At 48.6% G+C, this 25,148-nt stretch carries 20 protein-coding genes; 19 read left to right on the forward strand and 1 reads right to left on the reverse strand.

Features of this window, described 5'->3' with window-relative positions; genetic code table 11:
- Positions 1 to 95 precede the first annotated feature (95 nt).
- The 15 genes from OM95_RS01320 to OM95_RS01390 all read left to right on the forward strand — a co-directional run bounded on the left by OM95_RS01320 (position 96) and on the right by OM95_RS01390 (position 14,149).
- On the forward strand, positions 96 to 1,142 hold the full coding sequence (locus OM95_RS01320) for a hypothetical protein (protein ID WP_041869433.1): 1,047 nt from the start codon (positions 96 to 98) through the stop codon (positions 1,140 to 1,142).
- A 59-nt stretch (positions 1,143 to 1,201) separates the two neighbouring features.
- Complete coding sequence (locus OM95_RS01325; protein ID WP_041869434.1) at positions 1,202 to 1,576, forward strand: flagellar protein FlaG; 375 nt, start codon at positions 1,202 to 1,204, stop codon at positions 1,574 to 1,576.
- 172 nt (positions 1,577 to 1,748) lie between these two features.
- Entirely contained in the window at positions 1,749 to 3,116 is a 1,368-nt protein-coding gene (gene fliD, locus OM95_RS01330) for a flagellar filament capping protein FliD (protein ID WP_041869436.1), read from the forward strand.
- A gap of 38 nt (positions 3,117 to 3,154) precedes the next feature.
- Positions 3,155 to 3,550, forward strand: a complete 396-nt coding sequence (gene fliS / locus OM95_RS01335) for a flagellar export chaperone FliS (protein WP_041869438.1) — start codon at positions 3,155 to 3,157, stop codon at positions 3,548 to 3,550.
- Between the two features lie 19 nt (positions 3,551 to 3,569).
- Entirely contained in the window at positions 3,570 to 3,995 is a 426-nt protein-coding gene (locus tag OM95_RS01340; protein ID WP_041869440.1) for a hypothetical protein, read from the forward strand.
- 145 nt (positions 3,996 to 4,140) lie between these two features.
- Entirely contained in the window at positions 4,141 to 5,190 is a 1,050-nt protein-coding gene (locus OM95_RS01345) for a tetratricopeptide repeat protein (RefSeq protein ID WP_041869442.1), read from the forward strand.
- Positions 5,191 to 5,192: 2 nt separating this feature from the next.
- Complete coding sequence (locus tag OM95_RS01350; RefSeq protein WP_041869444.1) at positions 5,193 to 5,804, forward strand: hypothetical protein; 612 nt, start codon at positions 5,193 to 5,195, stop codon at positions 5,802 to 5,804.
- Entirely contained in the window at positions 5,804 to 7,378 is a 1,575-nt protein-coding gene (locus OM95_RS01355) for a glycosyltransferase family 9 protein (protein ID WP_041869446.1), read from the forward strand. Before OM95_RS01350 ends, OM95_RS01355 begins: the two co-directional genes overlap by 1 nt.
- A gap of 56 nt (positions 7,379 to 7,434) precedes the next feature.
- Positions 7,435 to 8,901 (forward strand): glycosyltransferase family 9 protein, encoded by a 1,467-nt coding sequence (locus OM95_RS01360; protein ID WP_291515421.1) that lies wholly within the window; start codon positions 7,435 to 7,437, stop codon positions 8,899 to 8,901.
- Positions 8,888 to 9,571 carry a hypothetical protein gene (locus tag OM95_RS01365; RefSeq protein WP_041869448.1) on the forward strand — a complete coding sequence of 228 codons (684 nt, stop codon included), beginning with the start codon at positions 8,888 to 8,890 and terminating at the stop codon, positions 9,569 to 9,571. The genes OM95_RS01360 and OM95_RS01365 overlap by 14 nt, the downstream gene beginning before the upstream one ends.
- A 34-nt stretch (positions 9,572 to 9,605) precedes the next feature.
- Positions 9,606 to 11,528 (forward strand): ATP-binding protein, encoded by a 1,923-nt coding sequence (locus OM95_RS01370; protein WP_041869450.1) that lies wholly within the window; start codon positions 9,606 to 9,608, stop codon positions 11,526 to 11,528.
- A 3-nt stretch (positions 11,529 to 11,531) separates the two neighbouring features.
- Positions 11,532 to 11,885, forward strand: a complete 354-nt coding sequence (locus OM95_RS01375) for a response regulator (RefSeq protein ID WP_041869452.1) — start codon at positions 11,532 to 11,534, stop codon at positions 11,883 to 11,885.
- Positions 11,882 to 12,457: a 16S rRNA (guanine(966)-N(2))-methyltransferase RsmD gene (rsmD, locus tag OM95_RS01380; RefSeq protein ID WP_041869454.1), complete on the forward strand. Its 576-nt coding sequence runs from the start codon at positions 11,882 to 11,884 to the stop codon at positions 12,455 to 12,457. Before OM95_RS01375 ends, rsmD begins: the two co-directional genes overlap by 4 nt.
- A complete protein-coding gene (coaD, locus tag OM95_RS01385) occupies positions 12,450 to 12,932 on the forward strand; it encodes a pantetheine-phosphate adenylyltransferase (protein WP_041869455.1) in 483 nt (160 codons plus the stop codon). Before rsmD ends, coaD begins: the two co-directional genes overlap by 8 nt.
- 14 nt (positions 12,933 to 12,946) lie before the next feature.
- Complete coding sequence (locus OM95_RS01390) at positions 12,947 to 14,149, forward strand: pyridoxal phosphate-dependent aminotransferase (RefSeq protein WP_041869456.1); 1,203 nt, start codon at positions 12,947 to 12,949, stop codon at positions 14,147 to 14,149.
- Positions 14,150 to 14,199: 50 nt separating this feature from the next.
- On the opposite strand, the gene OM95_RS01395 is transcribed toward OM95_RS01390, so the two are convergent.
- Complete coding sequence (locus OM95_RS01395) at positions 14,200 to 15,411, reverse strand: hypothetical protein (protein ID WP_041869458.1); 1,212 nt, start codon at positions 15,409 to 15,411, stop codon at positions 14,200 to 14,202.
- Between the two features lie 158 nt (positions 15,412 to 15,569).
- Between OM95_RS01395 and OM95_RS01400 the strand changes: the two genes are divergently transcribed.
- The 4 genes from OM95_RS01400 to OM95_RS16975 all read left to right on the forward strand — a co-directional run bounded on the left by OM95_RS01400 (position 15,570) and on the right by OM95_RS16975 (position 25,111).
- Entirely contained in the window at positions 15,570 to 16,508 is a 939-nt protein-coding gene (locus OM95_RS01400) for a DUF2802 domain-containing protein (protein WP_041869460.1), read from the forward strand.
- A 21-nt stretch (positions 16,509 to 16,529) separates the two neighbouring features.
- Entirely contained in the window at positions 16,530 to 16,754 is a 225-nt protein-coding gene (locus tag OM95_RS01405) for a hypothetical protein (protein WP_291515422.1), read from the forward strand.
- 59 nt (positions 16,755 to 16,813) lie between these two features.
- A complete protein-coding gene (locus OM95_RS01410) occupies positions 16,814 to 17,251 on the forward strand; it encodes an SRPBCC domain-containing protein (RefSeq protein WP_041869464.1) in 438 nt (145 codons plus the stop codon).
- Between the two features lie 120 nt (positions 17,252 to 17,371).
- Positions 17,372 to 25,111, forward strand: a complete 7,740-nt coding sequence (locus tag OM95_RS16975) for a hypothetical protein (protein ID WP_291515423.1) — start codon at positions 17,372 to 17,374, stop codon at positions 25,109 to 25,111.
- The last annotated feature ends 37 nt before the right edge of the window (positions 25,112 to 25,148 follow it).

Here is a 25,148-nt window from a genome sequence, read left to right on the forward strand (position 1 = left end):
CGCAATCACAGCTTTTGGGCTGTCTCAGAATGAGATGCGCTGTTGGTTTACGGAATATTAAGATACCCCCGCCTTACTCCGATAAGTCAGCAGTCATGAAAATCTTCTGGATCGTCGCTTTTTTTCTTTTTATGTCGCAAGCTCACGCGGATGAGAATTGTTCGTCCATAGACTATCGCAAAGAGTTGGGACCGAATCGTGACCAAGGGGACTTAAGTTGGTGTTTTGCCTACACGTCGGCGGATCTTATTTCTCAGCGTGTGAAGACGCGGGTTTCTGCAACAGATATCGCTTCCACGTTTATTTTGGCGGACCCTTATAAGCTTGAAGATTCGAACCGACCCGAAATTAAGCAGTACCTTCAGGACAATCCGGAAATATACACTCGGTTGCAAAGTGTTCGTCTTGAGGCCGCGGGAAAATACGATCCGCAGCACATCCTTAAAAAAGAAGGTTTGATGGATACGGGCGGCCAAGAAGATGCCGCCATCATTCTGGCAAATACTAAAGGCATGTGCAGCGAGAAAAACTTCCCATCCACCGAATCAAATCAAACGCGCTTCTTTGACGAGATCATGAAGCTTCATAAGAAGCGCAACCAGGCGCACGTGAAGAAGAATAATTGTGATCTGTTTCAGACGCAGGCGGATTTCACTTCGGCGGTGGTCGATCCTTTTGCGGTAGCGATCACGAATATTTATGAAGAAGAGCGCGACCGAAAATGCCAGCGAAAGCCGTGGCCCGTGCCACTTGTTCCGATTATGACCAAATACGGAGACAGCCTGGAAGAATACGAGACACGTATCAAGAAAGGCGAAATCACGAAAGAGCAGGGCGCAAAAAAACTCTTCGAAACCATTGATCATGCATTAGAGAACGGTCGGGTGGCAGGCATTGGCTACAATGCTTACACGCTGATGGCACCTGAAGAAGGTGAAGATGCCAAACATGCCGATCACTCCAGTGTTATTGCGGCTCGAAAGAAAGTCGGCGGGAAATGCCACTATCTCATTCGCAATACATGGGGCAGTGACTGCAGTATCTATTACGAAAAATTTCACAAGCGGTGTGAAAAGGGTAATATCTGGGTCACGAAAGAAGAACTGAAAGAGTCTTTGTATAGTGTTGTGTATATGAAATAGCCCTCGACCAAGGTGTCGAAATTCAAGTTCTCATTCAGAAAATCCGATATAAAGCTCGTATGAATATCAAAGGAATGATTTCGAATATTCTGCCCAATAATGAAGTTCGCAATGTCGAACGGATCGGGCAGGCTATTAAGTCGGATCAAACCAATGATCGCGATGCCAACGGCCAAGAAACCTATTCCGGCAATCAAGAACAGCGCGAACCCATGACAGAAGAACAGCTTGAGAAAGCGATGGAGCATTTGCGCAGTCTGCCGGCGATGAAGGAACACAAGTGGACTGTTGAGTTGGATGCCGATGAAAAAGGACGCTTCGTTGTCGTGAAAGACAACCTGGGCGCCGTGATTCGCCGAATTCCCGAACTTGAATTGTGGACTTTACCCTCGGACAACTCTCCTCGAGGACAGTTACTAAAGCGATCTGCTTAATTATTTTTGCTTTCGCAGCAAATGCTTCCTAGATAGACGTCCAGAGAAACGCCCCTCTGTCAAAATCCCTGCGGGATAAAATTCAATACAGCCCGGAAATCCTCTGCACTGGCCCTTTCGAGAGACATTTAATTGACTCACGATTCTTGCCTCACTTTGACACAATGAATTCATGGCAGGAATACGCTTTACAGGGATGGCCTCTGGCTTACCACCAAATATCGTTGATCAGCTTATGGAAGCTGAGCGTATTCCCGTGAAACAAATGGAAGTGCAGAAGACCAAGCAGGAAGACAAGTTGAAGCTTGTCACTGATTTGGAAACCAAAGTCAGCGACATCACAAAAAATCTGGGAGAGCTGACTTCCACAAGCGGTTTCATCGACAAGAAATTTGTCAGCGGTGATCCGAATGTGATTGAGGGGCAAGTCGACCCGAACTCGGCGATCCCCGGGGACTACTCCATTGAAGTGGTGCAATTGGCGCAAAAGCCGGCGGCTATTTCAAATGGATTTCCCGATAAGAACGAAACCCAGATCGGCGTGGGTTATATCAAGTTCGATACTCCGGAAGGAGTGAAGGAAGTTTACATTAATGGCGCTAACTCAACATTGGAAGGCGTGGTGAAGCAAATCAACGCCGCCAATGTCGGATTGAAGGCGCAAGTGTTGGAAGATCGAAAGGACGCGGAAAATCCTTTTAAACTTTTGATTTCCGGTCTTTCAACAGGAAAAGACAATCAGGTGGCCTTTCCGAAGATTTATCTTTTGGACGGTGACCAGGACATGTATTTCGACCAATCCCGCCCGGCCCAGAATGCCAAGGTGAAAGTCGACGGATTTGAAATTGAGCTTCCTGATAATAAGTCCACGGATTTAATTCCGGGTGTGACTTTGGATTTCAAGTCGGCGGCCCCGGGACGCGAAATTCGCATGAGTGTAAAAGAAAATCTGGAAGTCATCAGCGGTAAAATCAAAAGTTTCGTTGAGGCTTATAACGGTGCTTTGGACTTCATCCAAAAGCAGAGCAAGTTGCAGGCGGGTGACGGCAAGAATCCCAAACTGGGTCCTTTGGGCGGTGATGGGATGCTTCGTTCGATCGAGAACTCACTGCGCCGAGTGATTCTGAATCCGACAATGGGTGTAGAGACACCGATTCGTCGTGTGGGTGAGTTGGGGATTGAGTTTAATAGAAACGGTACCTTGAACTTCAATCAGGACAAATTCAACAAAGTGTTGAATGCGAATCCTCAAGGGGTGGCGGCTTTCTTTAGGGGAGACGGCTTTAGCACGGGATTTGTGTCGACGGTGAAGCGAGAGATCGGAAACTTAATGAACGGTCAGTTTGGAACTATTGCAAATCGTAAAAAGGGTTTGCAGGACCGGATCAATCAGGTCAACGGACGGATTGAAACCAAGGAACGTCAGTTGGAGCGAAAAGAGGAAAGTCTGCGACGTAAATTCGCGGACCTGGAATCGAAGATGTCGGACATGCAGGCGCAACAGGCTCGTTTCGCCGCGATGGCTCCGAAAGCGGGTTAAAGGTTCGGAACTTTTTAGAGTTGAGGGTGTGAGGGACTATGAACAAGAACGCGTACCAAAAATATAAAACGACCTCGGTGCAAAGTGCCAGTCGCGAGAAGATTCTTTTGATGCTTTATGAAGGAGCGATCAAATTCACAAAGCTGGCAATCAAAGCCATTGAGGAAAAAAAGATTGCGGACCGGGGTATGAATATCGGGCGGGCGTTCGATATTATCATGGAATTGAACAACACCTTGGATCACAAGGTCGGCGGCGACGTCGCGGTTCAGTTAGAACAGCTCTATATGTTCATGATGGAACAGTATACCAAAGCCAACATCTCGGGGGATGTGGAACCCTTGAAGGCCAACTTAAAGCTGTTAAACACGCTTTATGATGGCTGGGTGCAGGCCGTTGAAAAATTGAAGAAAGAAACAGAAAAAGCAGGCTAAAAATTCCCACGGAGGGGACATGACTAGGATTATCACGTTGCTGAACGAAAAGAATCACTACCTCGAGAAGTTCTATTCACTGAATGAAGTGGAGTTGGCGAACTTTGCCCAAGGGCAGTTTGATAACTTGGAGCACTTTTATCAGACTCGCGAAAGAATTCTTGAAGTTCTAAAATACGTCGACGCACAAATCGAAAAAGTGCACGACGAAGAAGCACAGCAAAACGGCATCACGGAAGGTGAGCGTCGCGAAGTGAAAGAGGCGTTGGCAATCAAGGATGAATATGTTGCCCGCATAATCGAACAGGATATCCAAGTCTTGGCTTGCATTGAGATGGCGAAGAACTCGATCATCCGTGAGCTTCAAGAAGTGCGACGGTCTCGCAAAGCGGTGGGTGGTTATAAGAGCAAGACTTTCAATAATCGCTTGAACGAAGAGGTCTAGGAAAATATTTCCTGACAAAATCATGACGGCAAGTTCAGGCAAAGAGTCAAATCTCCCCGCCGAACTTGCCTCAAATCTCATAAAAGTGAAATAAAGCTTTGGCATCTGTGTTGCTCCTACTATTTTCCCGAGGAGACCTATTCAGATGTTGGAAAATCAGATCGTTCAAAAGTCCAGTGATTTATCTGGAATTAATGCAAATGCCGAAAGTCCTGTTAAAGAGTCCGGCAAAATCTATTTTGACCCACAACAAGCTATCTCAGAATTTGAAGCCGAGTCACAGACAGAGAAAGAAGCTCCTGTTCAGGATCCTCGTGTTGCTAAGTTCATCCAAAATGCCCGTCTCTTGATGAAGCACAAAGAATATTCTTTGGCGATGAATCTTCTGCGTCAGGCGAGCAACGTGGATTCGAAGAATCCAGCGACACTTCAACTTTTGGCATCTTGCCTGGAGACAACGTCTCGCCTGGACGAAGCTTTGGTTGCGCGTAAGACCTTGGCGCAAGTTGACTACAACTTCGAAAATATGTGTCGCTACGCCACGATGCTTTATAAGGTGGGCCGCGATCAGGAAGCACTAGATAAGTATTTCGAAGCTTTGGCCATCTTGACAGAAGAAAACGACTATCTGTTCGAGGTCTATAAAAACATGGGTAACATCTTTGTCCGACAAGGCGACTTTGATGCGGCCGAAGAATACTATAATAAAGCTTATACGATGAATTCGCAGAGCGACATTCTTCTGGTGAACTTCGGAACATTGGAAGTACAACGAAATGACTTCGACAAGTCTTTGTATTGTTTCCGCAAAGCCGTCGAGATCAATCCCGAAAATGACAAAGCTTGGGTCGGGTTGGCAATGGTCCACAACCAGTTCGGTGATAGTGATCTGGCTTGGGCAAACATAGAGTCGGCTTTGGATATCAATCCGCAAAATAGAACGGCGGTTCATTTGGCGGCTAACTGGGGTTTGCGCGATGGTAAGCTGCAAAAAGCTATTGAAGCTTTGCAATCGTATCTGGCCTCTGTCGAGGAAGATGAAGACATGTCCTTGGTGTTGATCAATCTGTTCTGCTCGGCAGGGCAGGTCGATAAGGCCTTGATTGAGATGGAGAGAGTTCTGTTGTGGAATCCCGATCACAAAGAGGTCCGCGAACTGAAAAAGAAGATTCTTCACTCTCAAAAGGTGGCTTAGTTATGTCGATGATTACATTTTCTGAAAATCATGAATCGACTTTGGTGGCCTTTGAATCCGGTGAAGCTTTGGCGTCCTTGCGCGATCCGCGTGGTGAAGCCTTGAAGTGGGTGTACTCTTTAGGCGCAATTCCCACTTCGCATGTCGTGGTTGTCGGCCTGGGCTCAGGATTTCATATTGCCGCGTTGGCGGACCTCGACCCAACTCTTAAAATCACCGTGGTCGAGTCGCGAGAATCGTTGATTCCTGTTTTTCGTTCACAATTTCCGGAGCTGCAGGACCGCATTGAAATCGCGGTGGTGCAGAACGTGCAAGATATTTATAAAGCGGATTTCTTTCAGGAAATCCTGAGCAGTCGTTCTTACGTCCTTTCCTTCAACGAATGTTGGGGGCAAAATACGCAATTCTTTTCCGAGGTTTTTGCTGCATTGACGGGACGCTCGGTTGAATCCGTGAAATATCATTTTGAAGAATTTAATATCAATATCAAAGCTTTGTATTTGGAGCAGAACAAACTTCTTTCCCTAAAGGACCTGGTGCCCGTAGTGGAAGCGTCGGTGATGCCTGAAAATAAAAAGCAGATTTTCCGTCTACTCGGTGAATTGGTGAAATAATGAAAATATTAGTGCTGTCGCTGTTAAGATTGGGCGATATCATTCAACAAGCACCCTTGCTTAAAGGGTTGCGCGAGAAGAATCCTGACGCCGAGATTCATCTGCTTTTGAATCGTCAGTTCGCGAACGTTGAAAAAATTCTGGACGGCGTTGTTGATGAGTATATTTACTTTGAGCGCGAGGCTTTGCAAAAAAGTTTGGGTGACGCCTCTTGCAATATTCTTTGGTCTTATCAGCAAGTGGAAAAATTTGTGGAAAGCCTTAACAGCGAAGGCTTTGATCAGGTCATCAATCTGACCCATAATAAGCTCAGTGCGTATTTGATGGGCACTTTGAACGTGCCTGACAAAAGAGGCCTTTACCAGCAAGAGGGTCGCTTTCAAGGCCTGTCCAATCGTTGGCTGCGCTACTTCAATGATCGTTTTTCCGGGACCCAGAAGTCCCTGTTCCATTACGTGGAGCTGTTAGGGAAAGCCTTCGACATTCCGATCGAAATGCAGAACTTAACACCTGCCAGAAAAAGCAAGCTTGTGCTGCTTCAATGTCTGACCAGTGATCAAAAGAAGAACTGGGGTTTGGATAGATTTCAGCAGTTGAAACGAACGATTGAGATTTCACTCGTCGATTATGAAGTCATGGTTTTAGGGGCTGCTTTTGAGCGGGACACGCTTTTGGAAGTGTTTCCTGAAAAGGATCTGCTTATTTGCGATCTTCCCGAAGCACGCAAACATTTACAGAACGCGGCCCTGCTAATTTCCGGGGACACAAGTATCAAACACATGGCGGCCCAGCTCGGCACGCCTATTGTGGAAATTGCGATTGGCAGCAGCGATCCCGCTAAAACAGCGGCGTATTCATCTCGTGCCGTGGTCATTCAAACTCAAGTTGCGTGCGCGCCCTGTGCGCATTCACAGGCCTGCCCTCAGCCTAGTCATCTTTGTGCTGAGGATGTTTCAGTCGAACAGGTGTTTGGCGCGGTGTGGGATCAACTGAGTGGTGAAAAAATGGCGCAAAGAAATCTACAGCTTTCTTTAGAAAAAGCCGTTTGGACTTTATATTTGGATAAAGCCAACGCTCAGGTGGAACCTTTTTACGCTTCGGCCGTGGCCCAGTTTTTAAACCATCATCCATTAGAAAGTTTAAAGGCGGCACTACCGGCCTGGAATGAACGGACGGCAGACTATCGTCGCTGGCTTGAAAAAGCCAATGAGGTTTTGCCGACGCGGGAAGAGCTTGCGATAAAGCGAAGTTTTCAAACTTCAGATATCGCGGATCTGATTCTATGTGCGCAAGAAATTCTGAAGTCAAAGAAAGATGAGGTCGGCTACTTCCAGGTTTTTGTGGAAGCGTTGCTGTCTCGATTCAATCAGCCTGTGCAAATCTATGACCGTGTTGCGGCGGCGTTACAAGATGTTGAAGAGCTATTGAGTATTCGCGAATCATTCACTCGTCATTTGCAAACGATCTCTATGGAAGGGGCATACTATGCAAAAGGAATTGGACAACTATCTATCGGTGGCTTTGAAGAGATTGGAAAAGGCCTACAGCCAAATCCTCAAAACGCAGAGTTATAACCAGGAAGCCGAAAGAGTTCAGTTGTTAAAAGAACTTATTAAGGAACAAGTGAAAAATGAAAATACTCGTCATACAACTCGCTAGACTTGGCGATATCTATATGTCGTGGCCAGCGATGCGCGCTCTTCGTCGTGCGCATCCTAAAGCTGAGATTCATTTTCTGACTCGGCCGCGCTTCGAGGGCGCCGTCGAAGGACTGACGGCTATTGATAAGCATCTTTCCTTGCCGGTCAGCGCGATTTTGGCTCCGCTGATTCAAGAAGATGCTGATACCGAAGCGGCTTTGGCAACCTTGAATGAATCAGTGGATGCTCTTCGTGACGAGCACTACGATTGGGTCATTAATCTGACTTTTTCGCCGGTTTCGAGTTATCTGACACACGCAGTGACGGGGCCGACGACCACCGTCACAGGGTACACGCGCTATAGTGACGGGACTCTGTGTCTGGCTGATGAGGTGAGTGCTTACTTCTATGCCCAGGTGGGGACCGACAAGCCGAACCGTGTGCATGTAGTGGACGTAATCGCTTCCATGTTAAATTTAGAATACATCGAGGCGGACTTCGCGGCCCCTCAGATTGAGAACTTCGCGACGCCACTTCCCGAAACTTATTTAGTGGTGCATGTGGGGGCGAGTGAAAAACACAAGTCGCTTTCTCCGGAAGAATGGGCGCAGCTTCTTAAGCCGGTGGCGGCCACGAAGATTCCGGTGGTTTTGATCGGAGCTGCGGGCGAAGCCGCTTTGGCAGAAGAGATTCAAGCGCATGCCATTGAAAACGAATTTGTTAATCTGGTAGGACTGACAAAGATTTCTGATATCTTTGCGATCCTTCAAGACGCCGAGTTGTTAATTGGTTGCGACAGTGCGCCGATTCATATGGCCTCTTTGACGGACACGCCGACGTTCAACGTGAGCATCGGGGATGTCAATTACTGGGAGACGGGGCCGAAGTCGACCTTGGGATTCATCTATCGAGTCGAAAAAGGCCACAAGGTGGATGCGAACAGAGTGGGTGAGTGTATTACCGGACTTCTGCAAGGACAGGTGGCGCCCGAGTTGATCACGCGCGCGGCAGGGCTTGTAAGCTACGAAAAGAACGAAGCCGCTAGCGAACGTTTCCAATGGGATTTGGTTCAAGCTCTTTATTTAGGCGCCTCTTATCCTTTGGCGGATCGCATGGAAATTCTTCAGGGCGCGACGCAATTAGCGGATATCAATAAGTTCGCGATGGAGCAGATAGCCCTGATTCCCGAGAAAGGTTTGCAAAATATCGGACCTTTCTTAGATCGTTCCGAAGAAGTTATTGAAAGTATTAGCCGAATGGTGCCCGAGCTGAGTCCTCTTATTAGCTGGTATCAAGCGGAAAAGGTTCGCGTTGGTCCCGGCACTTTAGAGGAGATTTGTACCGCAGCCTTAGATGTGCATGAAAGATTGGCTCGCCATATTCATGTTTACGTTCCTCAAGAAGCTCTTCTTGAGCAAGAAGAGAAAGTGGAGGAGGTCTGCGATGGAACGCTTTAAGGTGTCTGGACAGGATTTACGTGACTTTTATAAAGAGAATATCGTTTTAGGGAAAGTTTTTACCGACATTGAAAACGATCTGCGCTCGACCAATCAGGTCGTTTGCCGTTACATTGTGAACGGTCTTGAAATCAATGAAAGTGAAGAAGCGCGCTTTGCCACTGTGCCTTTGGAACAAATTGAAACCTTAGAGTACTTAACTGAAAACAGCCGCGATTTGACCGCCATCGTTTTGAAGGGATGGATCGAAGCCTTGCCAGAGCTGATGCAGAAGACCGAAAATCTGGCGAAAAGAATGCGGGTGCAAGGTTTGAGTGGGCTGTTGAAGCCAATCCATGATTTGGTGCAAAATTGTGAATTTCTGATCGACAGTACCTTGAGCGTTAAGGAGATGATGGGCGATCAGTTTCTGGTGTCCAGTCCAGTGGATTGGTTTAAAGCGGAACAGGCCAGCAAGAACACCGTTTTGCAGGCGCTTCGCGCATTAGAAAATAAGGATTTTGTTCTTTTAGCCGACGTCCTAGAGTATGATTTGAACAATGTTCTGCAAATGTGGTTAGATCATTTGCGAGTGTTGGAGAAGTCACTGAATGGCGAATACACAGGATCTCATATCCATTCCGAACAAACTGGATCCCATCCTGTGGGTCGGAAACGTCTCGCCAATTAGACTGCCTCACTTCTTTCCCTTTCAAAAAAGGGAAGTGGAGATTGTTTTCAAGGCCTCTTGTTCTGAGGCCTTGTCTCTTTTAAAAACGCAGAAGTTTTCCTCGATCTTAGTCCAGAATAGCGCCAGCGATGACAGCCTTGAGTTTTTGGTTCAGGCCCGTCTTTATCAACCCATGGCGCCACGCCTGTTGATTGCTGAAGATCTTAGTGAAAGTGAAGTGCGCGAGGGAATTAATAAGGCCCAAGTCTATCGATTCATGCGCTGGCCTCTTTCGGAACGCGAGATTTGGGGACAATTGGAAAGCGCTTTACAGAAGCATTCCATGTATCTGTCTCGCTCGCTCTTATTAAGAGAATCCTCTCATCAAAACAAACAGTTGGAAGCCTTGACCCACTCTTTAGAGGGGATGGTCGAAGAGCGCACGCAATATATCGAGATGTCGCACCGGGAAGAATCGGAAAAACTGAACAGGGAACGTCAGTTGGTGCGATTTATCAAGGACCTGGCGACGCAAACGTCTTTTGAAGACATTTTAGGAATTCTGCGTAAGGAGTTGCGCAAGTTTCATAAAATGGGCGATCCCATTTTGGCTTATCGTTTGGGTGGGGCTAAGACCTTCTTTCTAAGCTTTCAATTGGGTCACTTCACTCAGACGGAGTCTTTATCTCAATACGAATTTCCCAAAGTCCCGCAGGTGCCCAGCGCCGAACTGATTCGCTATTTTGCCAATCACTTTGGGCGCCCGTTCATTAAAGCTTATGTCGTCCCTTTAGAATTGCGACTGACCAGTCATTTTGTCGGTGGCGAGGGCGAGGCGATTTTGTGTATTGAGAACTCTTTATCTGATAAAGAGATGGGTCCTTTTATTGATTTTATGAGCGATCGTATGCGCCCTTTAAGTATGGCGTTGGACCGTGTGCTTCTGGAAAATCAGCTTTCCAGCTTTTCTTATCGTTGGGAAAAAACTTTCGATGGCATGCGCGATCCGATTGCCATTGTCGATGTTGATTACAACGTCGTACGTGCCAACAGAAAGTTTTCAGACAGATTTTTGCAACATAAGTGTTATGAAAGCTTTGCGCATCGGAAAACACCTTGTGAGGGCTGTCCCTTGCCGCAGGCCATGAAAGAAGGTCATTCGCAAGGCGGTCAGATTCAAGTGGACGGTCGTATCTATCAAGTCCACAGTTACCCCGTCCTCTTGGATCAGGGAACTCGTCCGACAAATGTCGTCAATCAATACGTGGATATCACTCAGTCGCGTGAGCTTTATCTGCGCATGCTGCAGAACGAGAAGATGGGGGCCATCGGCATGCTCGCGGGAAATATCGCGCATGAACTCAACAATCCTTTGACGGGCTTAAGGGCGTTGACTCAGGTTTTGTTACAGGAAGCTCCGAAAGAAGGGCATCTGCATGCGGATCTTGTCGAAATTGAAAAAGCCACGGCAAGGTCCCAACGTATTATCAAAAATCTTTTGGACTTTTCAAAAGGCGAAGATCAGCCGTCTGAGTTTATCAGCGTGGACGAGGTGATCGAAAGAACGTTGCCGATGTTGAAATCAGCGCTACGCACCCACCGTCTAGAGGTGGATTTGCAGACGCTGGGGCAGACGGTTTATGTGGAACCCCATCTTTTACAACAGGTGGTGTTTAATCTTATCAATAATGCCTGTCAGGCGATGAAAGACCCAGGGCGCTTAAGGGTTGCAACGCGCTCTGAAAAAAATCATGTCTTTATCGAGATTGAAGACACCGGGCCCGGGATTCCTCTGGATATTCAACGGCGCATCTTTGAGCCCTTCTTTACGACAAAAAAAGAAGGACACGGAACCGGTCTTGGGTTAAGTATGTCTAAGTCCATCATTGAAAAATTTGGCGGCACAATTCAGTTCCGAAACGTCGAACCTCATGGGAGCTGTTTTACTATCGAGCTGCCCCGCAAGGATTCGGAGTAAGCGTTGAAGATTCTGATCGTAGATGATGAAGCTTTAGTCCGTCGCTCGCTGAGCCGCGCTTTAAAAAGCAAAGGCTTTGAGGTTCTGGAAGCGACCAACGGTCATGAAGGATTGCAATCCTGGAAAAATTGGGAACCTGATTTAGTTTTTTTGGATGTGTTAATGCCGGGAATGACAGGGCCCGAGGTTCTGAAAGAAATCGGCTCTGCGAATAAAGCAAAAGTTATTCTGATGTCGGCATTTTCGGGCGAGCATAACATGCAAACGGCCCAGCAAATGGGTGCCAACCTGTTTGTGCCTAAACCTTTTGAAGATATTTTCGCCGTCGTGAAGATGGCGGAGGACCTGTTAGTATGAGAATTATTTCCGGCAAGTATCGCGGTCATCAACTTGTGGCCTTCAAGGCCGACCATATTCGCCCCACCACCGATCGCGTGAAAGAGACACTCTTTAATAAGATTCAGTTTCAAATTGAAGGTGCGAACGTGACTGATTTGTTTTGTGGCACAGGAAATCTAGGCATTGAGGCCCTGTCTCGCGACGCTAAATTCTGCACTTTCGTGGAAAAGAATCCAAAATCTTTAGCGATCACGCGCCAAAACCTGGAAAAACTGCGAGTCCCTGCCTCGGAATACAAAATTATCAATATGGATGTGGTGGCCTTTTTGAAATCGTATCAGGGCGAGCCCTTTGATATTATTTTGGCCGATCCTCCGTTCACAGAAAAAATGGCTCATTCTGTCATGGAAGCGGCTAGTGTCAGCGCGGGCTTTGCCGAACACACCATTATGGCGATAGAATCGGAAAAAAAAGAACGCATGGAAGAACGTTATGGGGCTTTAGTGCGTTACGATCAAAAGGATTATGGCGACAAATACCTCAATATGTTTTGTCATGAGGCAGCCCTGAAGGAAGAAGTGAATGAGTAAGATTGCAGTTTACCCAGGAAGTTTTGATCCGATTACGATGGGCCACGTGGATATTATCAATCGTATTGCGGCCGTCTACGATCAGGTGATTGTCTTGGTAGCGCAGTCCTCACAAAAATCTTCTATGTTCACCGCAGAAGAACGTAAAGACCTGATTGAAAAATCTTTGTCTCATGCGAAGAATGTGAAGGTCGATATTTTCGGCGGTTTGACGGTCGACTACATGAAAAAAGCCAAAGCTCAGATTATTGTGCGGGGTCTTCGCGCCGTGGTGGATTTTGAGTATGAGATGACCATGGCAAACATGAATAAAAAGCTGGCTCCGGAAATCGAGACCCTGTTGGTGTTCGCTAGCCCTGAGTACTATTACATCTCTTCTCGGGGAGTGAAAGAGGTTGCCGCCAATGGCGGTGCCTTGAAAGGCCTGGTGCCGGACGTGGTGATTGAGGCCTTAGAGAAAAAAATTAGAAAATAAAAAAGGAGTGGGCTTTGCTTCAACTATCTAAAAGAGCACAAAACTTAAAGACGTCTCCTACTTTATTCCTGGTTGCCAAGGCCAGAGAACTAGCTTCGCTAGGCCATGATGTGATTTCCCTGACGGTAGGAGAGCCCGATTGGCCCACTTTCAAAGCCCCCTCTGAGGCGGGTATTGAAGCTATTCAAAAAGGTATAACAAAGTACACTCCTGCCAATGGCACTCTTGAACTGCGTAAAGCCATTTGCGAAAAAATGAAAAGCGAACTTGGATTTGAGTATTCGCCTAAAGAAATCACAGTGGCTTCCGGCGCGAAGTATATCATCTTCGCGGCTTTGCAGATGCTTTGTTCCCCCGGAGATGAAGTCATTGTCGCGACTCCTTACTGGGTCAGTTATCCGACGATGATTGAATTGGCTGACGGCGTTCCTCATATCGTGGAATGCGGCGAGATGGAGAATTTCAAAATCACGCCTGAAAAACTGGAACAAGCCATCAACCTTAAGACGCGGGCTTTTTTATTCTGCTCTCCCAGCAATCCGACAGGATTGTCCTATACGGCTGACGAATTGAAAGCTTTGGCGGAGGTTTTGCGCAAGCATCCTCAAGTCGCTATTATCTCGGATGATATTTACAACCGTCTGGTTTTCGACGGCAGCAAAGTGGCGCCACATATTCTTTCAGTCGCTCCCGATCTGCGCGAACGCACTGTTTTAGTCAACGGTGGTTCGAAAGCCTACTCGATGACAGGATGGCGGATTGGTTGGGCGGCAGGACCTGAAAAGCTGATTACGGCCATGGCCGATTATCAAAGTCAGTCAACGGGGTCACCGTCGAGTATCTCACAACACGCGCTTTTGGCGGGATTGCGTACTAGTGAATCTGACATTCATGGGGTTGTTGAAAAATTGATCTCTCGGAAAGTCGCTGGCATGAAAGAGCTTCAGGCAGTGGAACAATTCAAAGTTGCTGAGCCTCAAGGTGCATTCTATTTCTGGGTCGACATCCGTAATTGTCTTGGCAAAACCTATCAGGATCGGGTGGTCAGAACCTCTAAAGATTTTTGTGATATCTTGTTGGAAAAGTTTTTCGTGGCGACGGTGCCGGGTGCCGAGTGCGGCACAGAAGGTTTTATGCGCTTAAGTTTTGCGGTGTCTGAAGACACGATGAAGCGCGCTGTCGGTAGAATGAAAGATTTTGTCGGTCAGTTGGTCTAAGGCGCCTTACATTAAGCGCGCCCGTAGACCTCGATAAATCTAAGTTAGCCTTAGAATAAATTTTTGAAGAAGGTAATAATCTTTGCGAAGAAGCCCTGGTCTGCCAGCGGAGTCGCTTTTGTCGCTGAGCTTGGGCTGCGGCCGTCGTCAGGGCAGGCATATTTCAAGTCAATCGTGCGGCCTGCAGGCACCGGTGTATCGAACACCAGGTTCATACCTTCAATACGGGATGAAACCGGGCCCACGGAAGGTGTGATGGTCACTGTGATGTTTCCATTCACAGGGGCACATTCTAAAGGAACAGAGCTTAAAGAATCCTGAATGCGATCCAGGAAAAGATTTAAGTTTGTCGAGAAGTCAGACTCACAAATGGAACCAATACCACCGCCGGTCATTTCAGACAGCTCGGCATATTTGAAACCGTAGTGAGACTTCGCACCCCCGGCATCCTGAGAAGATTTGCAGGTGCTATCGCCGGGCTTCACGATGATTGAGTTTACAGTGAAGCGTCGGTCTGCACCAAAGGTGTCGCGGAACGATTGAACAAAAATGTCGGGTCTGTCTTCGCTTTCAAGAGCTTTAAGTTCCCCGGTGTAGACTTGTTGAGACGCGTCTCCACCGACACTGCGTTCATCTTCGTCAGAGATGATGATATAGGCTACGGCCGAGTCGGCGCGGTAGCAGCCGTTATTTGGAGAAAAACGAAGGTCTCCGTTGTAAACATGGCGCCACATGGCCTTGATCGCACGTTCGTCATCAGAGCCGACCCAGCCGGCGTTGATGTAGTTAATAGTATTGGTGAAAATTTGTGAAAGATCGGAAGTTCCTTTTTTCAAGACCATTCCCAAAGTGGTGGAAGGAGTGGAGGAACTTTGCCAGTAGATAGAAGCACCCCAGGCCGTCTGTGTGGAAGAGACGGGAAGTTCCCGAGTCACCGTTGCGCACATCTGCCAATCGATATTGGAATTCTGAAGTTTAGTTACGAAGGGCGCAAGGTTTTCCGCCAGCTTTTGGTTGTCCGGCAGCATGGAGTTGGAATCATCAACAACTAAAATAATATCGAGCTTGTTGTCGGTGGCGATCACGGTGTTTGAATAATTGACTTCGCGAATGGCACCACCGGGAACCGGGCCAGGATCGATATTGCTGTCATCAACTTCGCCGGCTGACTTAGTAGAAAATTGAACAGGTCCACAAGCTGTCAAAGACAGCGCCGCCGCCAAAGAGGCCCACACCAACCCCTTAGATAATTTGAGCATCATATCCACGCTCCCCTTTGTTGCAGAATAACACACGAGGTTTTGTGTACCAAAGCTGGCCGAAGTCCAGGTCCTGCTTTGGTACAATCGAGACCTAGGTCTCATTGTGAGACAGACCTTCGGCAGTTTAGAATTTAATTAATGTTCGGCGGGGAGGCCTAGTGAGTTTCTGGTTCTTACTACAAGTACTTGTGAATTTGATTCTATTAGCAGGTGTTGTTGGTTTGTGGGTGCGTTTAAATCGTCCTCCTAAAGATGATCCCCGACTCAGCAAGGGTTTGCAGTTATTACAAAGCAAAATCGCGGTTTTAGAAGATCTTTCGGACCGCACCGAAACGCAAGTGAATCAGTTGACGGCTTTGCTCGAACAAAAAGTCAAAGACATCCAAACCAAGATTCAGGCGTCTGACAAACAACTGGCAAAGATTGAACAAAGCATGCAGAAGAGTCTGGAAGTCGCGAAGATTTTCCAAGACCGTATACCTCATAATGAAATCCTTGAACGCAAAAACACCATTAAATACGTCAAAGCGGCACGCTTGGCGCATCAGGGGCACAGCATCGACGATATTGCCGCACAAGTTCCCGAGTTGTCTCGCGGGGAAATAGAATTCATTGCTAACGTAAATCGCGATCAACTGATGTTCTGCGAAGACAGTCTTCCTGAATGGGCGCAAGGCGAGGTTGAAGACGAAACGAGCTCTAGCCTGAGCGACGTTGACAATATGTCCTTCATGAATCCCCTGCAAAGAGATTCAGCTCACGATATGAGCAATGTCTTTGAGGTTCCCAAGTCCGACAATGAAGCCTTGAAAAAACTGGGCGAAGCTTTTAAGGCCGCTTGTGTTGAAGTGGCAGAAAAAGAAACAGCGGCTCAGCAAACTGCGAACAATGTTTCGGCTTTATTCAATGTTACTCAGAATATTGCGCAAACTTTCTTAAGCGAGAAGCGAACACCGGTCGCACCGACAGCGGCCTCGAAACCGCAAGCAGTGGTCACGCCAGCGCCGGCCCCAACCGCAACAACCGGAGGAAAAAAAGACAATGTTATTCGCCCGGTAGAGTTTCGTCGCCTGGATATGACGAAAGATTTGGGCTAGCCTTTGGCATCCCGGGGATTTTTGAACTCTTTGCAGAAAGATCAGATTCTTCACGCGATCGTGGAAGAGGTCACCTCTGCGAAAGAGACCCTGTGCAATTTTCAAGGCGAACTTTTACTCGTTGGCAATCACACCGGTCTGCCTTTAAAAAAAGGCGATCCCATCAAATTACAAATTATCAGTACTCATCCTCTGCAATTTCAAATATTCGACGCCAAGAATATGCGATTTCAACGAGTGGTCTAATTTACCTAGAGCTTCTGACAGCGCCTCCCTTATCCTAGAAGTAAGGAAGAGAGGTGTCCATGGTCACGAAGATTGAAAAGACAATCGCCCTTAAAGCTCCCCGCGAAGAAATCTGGCGAGCCCTTACCAAGAAGAATGAACTCTCTCAGTGGTGGAACGAAGGCGTGATTCTTCAGCCTGATATCGGCGGGATTTTTCAGGAACCTTGGGTTGATAGCGAAGGACAGAAACATTTGGCCTCGGGCCGAGTCGTTTATTCCCGGGAAAATCATGACATTGTTTTTACCTGGCACGAACACGAATGGCGTCCCGAATGGGAAACCGAGTGTATGCTGAAGATCGAAGACAAAGGTGAAGAACGCACGGTCACTCTTCAACACTATGGCTGGGAACATTTTCCCGACATGCAGCGCGAAGCTTTGCAAAAAGAGTTCGATGTGGTTTGGGACATTCACCTGAAAGAGTTGAAAAAATATATTGAGGCAGGGCCGCATTAAACTCGCGGCCAAGTCTGTCTTTACTAAAATGTAATCGTCAACTCGAATTAATTTACTCTCATCTGCGAATCTGTTTCTGAGTCACTTAAGCAAGGAAAACTAGCGTCCGATAGTATATACATGAACCGTATATTCATTTTTTGGACGTTCTTAGGTTTGAATGTAATTGGTTGTGGGGGAGTGGAATCCGTCTTGGGCCCTGTTGATAAGATCACAGGGACAAGCACGGCGCCCTCGAAGCCAGGTTTTATTTCAACGCAGCCAGCAAGCCCCGGAAGTTCGCTCACACCTTTAGTAAAAGGGACGGCGGATGATGCGACACTCATGGTGGCGCTTTATTCAGATGCGAACTGCACGGTTTCGATAGGCGGCGGCATTCGTCCTGTTTTTGTTTCCAGCGGCGTTCCTGTCTCGGTAATTCCCAATTCCACCACAAGTATTTACGTCCAGGGGTTTAGCAGTACGGGTTTGTCATCCCCGTGTTCTTTTCTGACCAACTACACGCATGTTGGATCTATCGGTAGCGGCGATCTTTTGCTTTTAGGATTGAACATTCAAAATGCCTCGCCCACAAATACGGTTGCTGCCAGTTTAAGCTGGGGATCGTATGTGGGATCTCCCACGCAATGGTGTCTTTTGGAAAACAACACTGATCCCGAGGCCTGTACCTGGCAAAGCTTCCCTTTGTCGGGAACTTTTTTAATGTCGGGCACGCAGGGTGGAAAAACGTTATCGGCTTGGCTGAAAGATGGTGCCGGCAATATCAGTCCTCGCGTCGGAAGTAACACGGTGATTCTCGATACCGTGGCGCCAGGCGTGCCTTCATCGCCGATTTTAAATCCTGTCTCTGGTTCTGCCTCTTTGACGCCCTTTTTGCGTGGTACAGCCGATCTTGATACCGCAAACATCGCGCTATTTTCAGACAGTGCCTGCAGTCAGGGAATTGGTTATGGCACAAAAACTGTTTTCGAAGCTATAGGTATTCAGATCAATGTGACCGCGAATGCCACCACGCAGATCTTCTCTAAAACTTATGACTTCGCAGGAAACGTTTCAGGTTGTAATTCCTTTGCAACATATACACACGCTGCAGCCCCAGCGGGTGGCGGCAGTCTGTCGTTGGGACTTATTTCCATCGCACCCACATCGCCTGGATCTTCCACGGCGCCCGTGTTGGTCGGATGGGCTTCGACAGATGTGGCCAACGTTCAGTTCTACTCAGACTCAAGTTGTTCGACGTTATTGAAGACCGATCCGAAGTCGACCTTTGTTGGCGCGGGCAGCAGTCTGACAGTCTCGGCGAATGCCAACACAATGATCTTCGCCAAAGGGATCGATGCCTCGTCTTCTGCTTCGCCTTGTACGTTTCTTACTCAGTACCGTAACGACAGTGTGAGTCCTGCATGGACGGGCACGATCACACACGCGGGCTCTTATTCTTCTTTGAGCGTAGCGCCAGTGATCACAGTCCAGATGAATGCCACCGACGCAAGTGGCGTGCAACGCTATGAATATGCAGTAGGGACGACAAACTTTTCCGGGGCGGCGTTGACCCAACAAAATGTTTTGGGTTGGACGGAATTCAGTTCTTCGACATTGCAGCCGACGGGACTGACGTTGTCCTCGGGAACTCAATACTTCGTTAATGTGCGGGTGACTGACGTTGCAGGAAATGTTTCGGCAGTGCGGTCTTCGAGTGGTTGGATTGCCGACACCGTGGCGCCAAGTGCGGCGCCGGTTCTTGCGTCATCAGATCCCCTTTCACCTTCGAAGGATACGTTTTCTCCGGCTGTCATCGGTACGGCGACAGCCGACACCGAAACGGTTCGTCTGTATAACAATTCCTCTTGTACCGGCTTAATCGGGTCAGGAACCCGCGCGCAGTTTGTTTCCACAGGTATTAGCGTCACTCTGACGCCAAATTCTGCAAGTTCCATTTATGCCAAGGCTCTGGATGCCGCGGGAAATGAATCCGTCTGTTCGTCCAGCGCTTTCAGTTTTGAGCATGACAATATTGCCCCGACAGTCTCTTCGTTCTCAATCAGTTCCCTAAACCCCACGAATAGCTCCGTTTACCAACTTTCTTTCGGGGGAACCGGCGGCGTTCCCAACTCTTACTGTCTTTTGGAAAATTCAACGAATTTAGGTTCGTGTGTCTGGAACACTCTTCCTTTGCCGACAAACTTCACGGTGGGTGCGGTCAATGGCGCTAAGACACTTTCTTTGTGGTTACAAGATGCCGCTGGCAATATCAGCGCTCGTTTCGATTCCAATTCCATCACTTTAGATACGGTGGCTCCAAACAGTGTTTCTGCAGGCACGACCAGCCCCGCGTCGCCGGGATCTTCATTAACACCGTTTGTTTCGGGATCTGCGGATGCGGATGTGCACACTGTGCAACTCTATTCTGACAGCTCTTGTGCAAGCGCTATTGGGTCAGGCTCTCGGGCGCAGTTTGTAAGTTCAGGCGTGGTCACAGCCGTGGCTATGAGCGCAACGACAAGCATCTATGCAAAGGCCTTTGATGCCGCTGGCAATTCGTCTTCCTGCAATCTTTTAACCAACTATACGCATTCGGCAGGTTCGGGTGGGGGCAGTTTGTCTTTGGGACTTATTTCCGTCAGTCCTTCTTCGCCCGGAAATTTATCAGCTGTTTCTTTAGTGGGATGGACGTCGGCAGACGTGGCAACTGTGAATATCTATTCAGACGCCTCTTGTTCGACATTGCTAAAAACGGATGCCAAAGCTGTCTTTACTGGTGCGGGTTCTTCGGTGACTGTGGCAGCCAATACGAACACGCTTCTTTTTGCCAAAGGTGTCGATGCTTCTTCGGCGACTTCGCCCTGTACGTTCTTAACCCAGTATCGTCATGATGGGATCGTGCCTGCTTGGAGTGGATCTATCACGCATGCTGCTTTGTCTTCCTCATTAACGGATTCTCCTTCGATCACGGTGCAGATGAATGCCACGGACGCCTCGGGAATTGCCAAATACGAATATGCCCTGGGGTCAGCAAACTCCTCGGGATCAGCGGCAGCACAGACAGATATTCTGCCTTGGACATTGTTAAGCACTTCCTCTGTGCAGGAGTCGGCGCTGGCTCTGGCCCATGGTGGGACATATTACGTCAATGTGCGGGTGACGGATAATGCAGGCAATTCGCTGGTGCGCTCTTCTGCGGGGTGGAGCGTAGATAATGTCGCGCCAACGGTGCCGGTGATTACAGCTTCAAACCCAGTATCGCCTTCGAATGCCACATTTGCTCCGGCACTTTCAGGAACGGCGTCCGCCGATACGCAAACGGTGCAATTTTTCGCGGATGCGGGTTGCAGTGCTTCGCTGGGTTCAGGAACACGAGCTCAGTTTGTCGGCGTAGGTGTCACGGTGAATCTTCTTTCCAATACAGTGAATCAGATTTATGCCAAAGCTCTGGATGCCGCGGGAAATGCCTCTAGCTGTACCGCGACCGCTTTTGTCTACGAGCACAACAATGTTGCTCCTTCGATTTCATCCTTTGCAATTTCTTCTGCCACGCCAACAAATTCTCCTGTCTTCGGTCTTTATTTTGGTGGCACCGTCGGCGTTCCCACTCACTACTGCCTTCAGGAAAATTCAACGACAGTAGGCAGCTGTTCATGGAATTCATTCCCTTTACCTTCGACCTACACTGTCACGGGAACGAATAATGCGAAGACTTTATCTTTGTGGTTAAGAAATGCTGCAGGGAACGTCAGTTCGCGCATTGATTCAAATGTGGTGACTTTGGATACGGTGGCGCCGAATGCCCCGTCGGGAGGAGCCACAACTCCTGCATCACCGGGCACTTCGTTGACTCCTTTTATCACGGGGGTCAGCGATGCGGATGTTAAAAATATTTCTCTTTATTCTGATTCTACCTGCGGCAGTTTGATGGGTTCGGGATCGCGATCTCAGTTTAGCAGTTCAGGAATTCTGGTTTCCGTCGCGGTCAATTCCACGACGAATATCTATGCCCAGACGCAAGATGCCGCAGGAAATACATCGGCTTGTACGGCACTGATTACTTATCAGCATCTAAATACAACAACCGACCCCGAGATGAGCTTCGGAATTGCCGCATTGACAGTCGATGAAGGTGTGGGTTTGGTGAAGGTCTCGGTCCGCTTGTCAAAAGCGCGCAATGTGGACACGGTGATTCCTTTTACGGTCTCGGGAACCGCAAGCAATCCTGTGGATCATGATCTGGCGGCGGGAAACATGACTATTCCGGCTTATCTTACCGAAGGATTTATTAGCTTTTCGGTTTATGACGATCCGCTGGTGGAAACTGACAAAACCGTGGTTATAAATTTAGGAACTGCACCTGGCGGAGTTGTGAGTGGCCCCATTGGCACCTATACTCTCACGATCAAGGACAATGACACCGTCATTCCCAACAATCTGGCCAAACAGATTCGGTCGGTTGCTAGCGCCCAACATACTTGTGTTGTGATTGGCGAAAGTTTGGCTTGTTGGGGAAGAAATGATTATGGCCAAATCGGTGATGGGACTACGACGACACGAACGCGTCCTTATTATCCTCCGGGTTTGCAAACCGGTGTTAGTCAGGTTGCTGTCGGCTATCTGAATACCTGCGTGATTCAAAATGGCGGAGTGAAGTGCTGGGGATACAATGGGTCGGGTCAATTGGGCGACGGCACGACGACAAACTCTTTGGTCCCCGTGCAGGTCATGGGGCTTACCAGTGGGGTGACAGATTTATCCTTTGACGGTTACGCGGGTCATGGCTGTGCCGTTCATAATGGCGCGGCGAAATGTTGGGGCTATAATGCTTTTTCTCAGTTAGGTGATGGCACGACGACGACGCGGAGTAATCCAACAACGGTCGTTGGTTTAGACGCCAATGTCACCAGGGTTCGGGTGTCCTCAATTTACAATTCCACCTATGGACATGTTGGATTTTCGTGCGCTCTGCAAAAGGGGGCCATGAAGTGTTGGGGTTACGGTGGTTATGGTCAACTGGGTGATGGGGCCTCTGCTTCCCGAAGTATTCCAGTTCAAGTCGCGGGCTTAACCGAAGGTGTGACGGATCTTTCGATGAATGGCGGTTACTATGGAACCACTTGCGCCGTTCACAAAGGAGCCGCGAAATGTTGGGGATACAATGGCTCAGGACAAGTCGGAGACGGCACGACCACCACGCGGGCGACACCGGTGCAGGTTTTTGGCATGACTCAAAATGTGACCCAGATTCAAGCTTACTACAGTTCTTCTTGTGCGATTATGAATGGAGAATTGCGTTGCTGGGGTTACAACAATTATGGACAGATAGGTGATACGACCACCGCAAACACCTCTTTTCCAATCCAAGTTGACAACATGGCTGATGGAGTCGATCTGCTTGGTGCTGGCGCGGGTGATAGCTACACCGTGTGCGCCACTCGTCGCGGTATTTTACGCTGCTGGGGTTATAATAACTACGGTCAAATTGGTGATGGCTCATCGACCAATCGGACTTCTCCAGTGAAAAACGTGGCTCTTGATTATGCGGGACGCTCGACAATTACAAAAGTAGTACAGGGTTCTGTGCATGCCTGTGCGATTCAGGATGGCGGCCTTAAGTGTTGGGGTTACAACGACTATGGTCAACTCGGTGACGGAAGCGCGGTCAATCGTTATGCTCCGACACCAGTTGTGGGATTGTCTTCGGGAGTCACCGATGTTGTTTTGGGAAGATACAATACCTGCGCAATTCACAATGGTGCGATGAAGTGTTGGGGGTACAATGCCTATGGCCAGTTGGGCGATGGCACAACCACCACGCGCTATCTGCCTACGCAAGTTCAGGGCCTGACCGCGAATGTTGAAAAAATATATATAAAACAAGGCGGACCTGATTATGATTGGGCTTGCGCAATTCAATCTGGCTCGGCGTTCTGCTGGGGCTACAATGGTTACGGACAAATTGGTGATGGCACGACCGTGACAAAAAATATTCCGACTCAGGTGGTGGGTTTCACTGCCGGAGTGACACAGCTTTCTTTATCTTCAGATGCTTCTGTCGGTTATACCTGCGGTCTTAAAAACGGTGCGGCCTTCTGTTGGGGTTACAATGGTTACGGACAATTAGGCGATGACACGACAACTAGTAGAAGTACTCCGACTCAAGTTTTGGATCTGACTGCTGGTGTAACTCAGATCGCAACTGCGGGACAGTATGGTCATACCTGTGCCGTGGTGAATGGCGGATTGAAGTGCTGGGGTAAAAACACCAATGGTCAGTTGGGTGTTGGTAATACGACGGATTACGATACGCCACGCAATGTGACCGGAATGGCTAGTGGCGTGCAAAAAGTCGTCGTCGCGGGCCGAGGGAACTACGGTTATACCTGTGCCATCCAGAATGGCGGTGCATGGTGCTGGGGATATAATGGTTATGGCCAAATAGGTGATGGAACAGTGACTTCGCAATTGAACCCAGCGCAAGTCATCGGGCTTACCAACAATGTCACCGATATCGTTGTCAGTGATGGACAATATGGAGCAACCTGTGCGCTGCAAACAGGTGGAGCTGCGAAGTGTTGGGGTTATAACAACTATGGCCAGTTGGGCGATGGTACGACGACCAGCAGTTCCTCGCCTAAATCTATCTATGCTGCCAATGTGACGGCAGTGTCTTTGCCGTCAAGTTTTGGTGATGTGAATTTCACGATGTTTATCAAAGATGGAATTATCTTCGGTTCGGGACGAAACGATTACGGTCAGTTGGGGAACGGTTGGACAGGAAGTCAATCCACGCCGACCGAAGTTCCTCTGTTCCTGGAACCCAATACCATCGCCAGTGGAATCACCAAAATGGCGGCGGGAAAAAATCACACCTGTCTTCTGCGAGATGGCGCGGTCAAATGCTGGGGTAAAAATACTTTTGGTCAACTGGGTGATGGCACCTCCACAGACCGTCTGGTTCCCGTGGCTGTCGGAGGCCTGACGGCGGATGTTTCTGCTTTGGAAGCGGGGGACTCTTTCACTTGTGCCGTGAAGTTAGGAGCGGCTTACTGTTGGGGCAGCAACAGTGCGGGACAGCTTGGCAATAACTCGACAGTGGCGTCGACGGTGGCTGTGACCCCCACAGGGTTGGGAAGCAATATCACGGCGATTTCAGCGGGGAAAACGCATGCCTGTGCAATTCAGGGAGCCGTGGGAAAATGTTGGGGGCAAAACAACTACGGTCAACTGGGCAATGGCACAGCCACAGCTAGCTTAACGCCCGTGACGGTCGGTTCTCTTAATGGCTTGACCGCCATTTCTGTCGGTGAGCTTCATACCTGTGGCCTCAGTGGGGGACAGGGATATTGTTGGGGCAACAACGGCAATGGCCGCCTTGGTGACGGCACCAGCACGACTCAATATGTACCGACCGCCGTTTTAGATTTTTCGACAAATGTATCTGATATCTCGGCAGGTAAGGGCCACACCTGTGGCGTGATGAATGGCGCTGCTTATTGTTGGGGTGGCAACTCGTACGGTCAGATCGGTGACAGTTCCCAGACGGCGCGTTTTGAGCCGACGCCCGTGGTTTCTTTGGGATCCAGCGTGACGACTGTTTCTGCCGGAGACGAACATACATGTGCCATTAAAAATCAACAGGTGCGCTGTTGGGGACGAAACGATCGCAGTCAGTTAGGTGTGGGCACGGGACCGGATCAGGATGTTCCTGCAGTTGTCTCTGCGATTTCGGGTATGACAGATGTCTCTGCGGGAGGTTCTCACACGTGCGCGATGCGACGGCATGTGGCTTATTGTTGGGGCGCTAATGAAAGTTCGCAGGTGGGGGATGGAACGGTTGCGGATATGCCGGTGCCATCGCTGGCACCGAACTAAATTGCTAAAAACTGATCCATGAGTCTGGATAGGGCAG

Source organism: Bdellovibrio sp. ArHS (assembly GCF_000786105.1).
Lineage (GTDB): Bacteria > Bdellovibrionota > Bdellovibrionia > Bdellovibrionales > Bdellovibrionaceae > Bdellovibrio.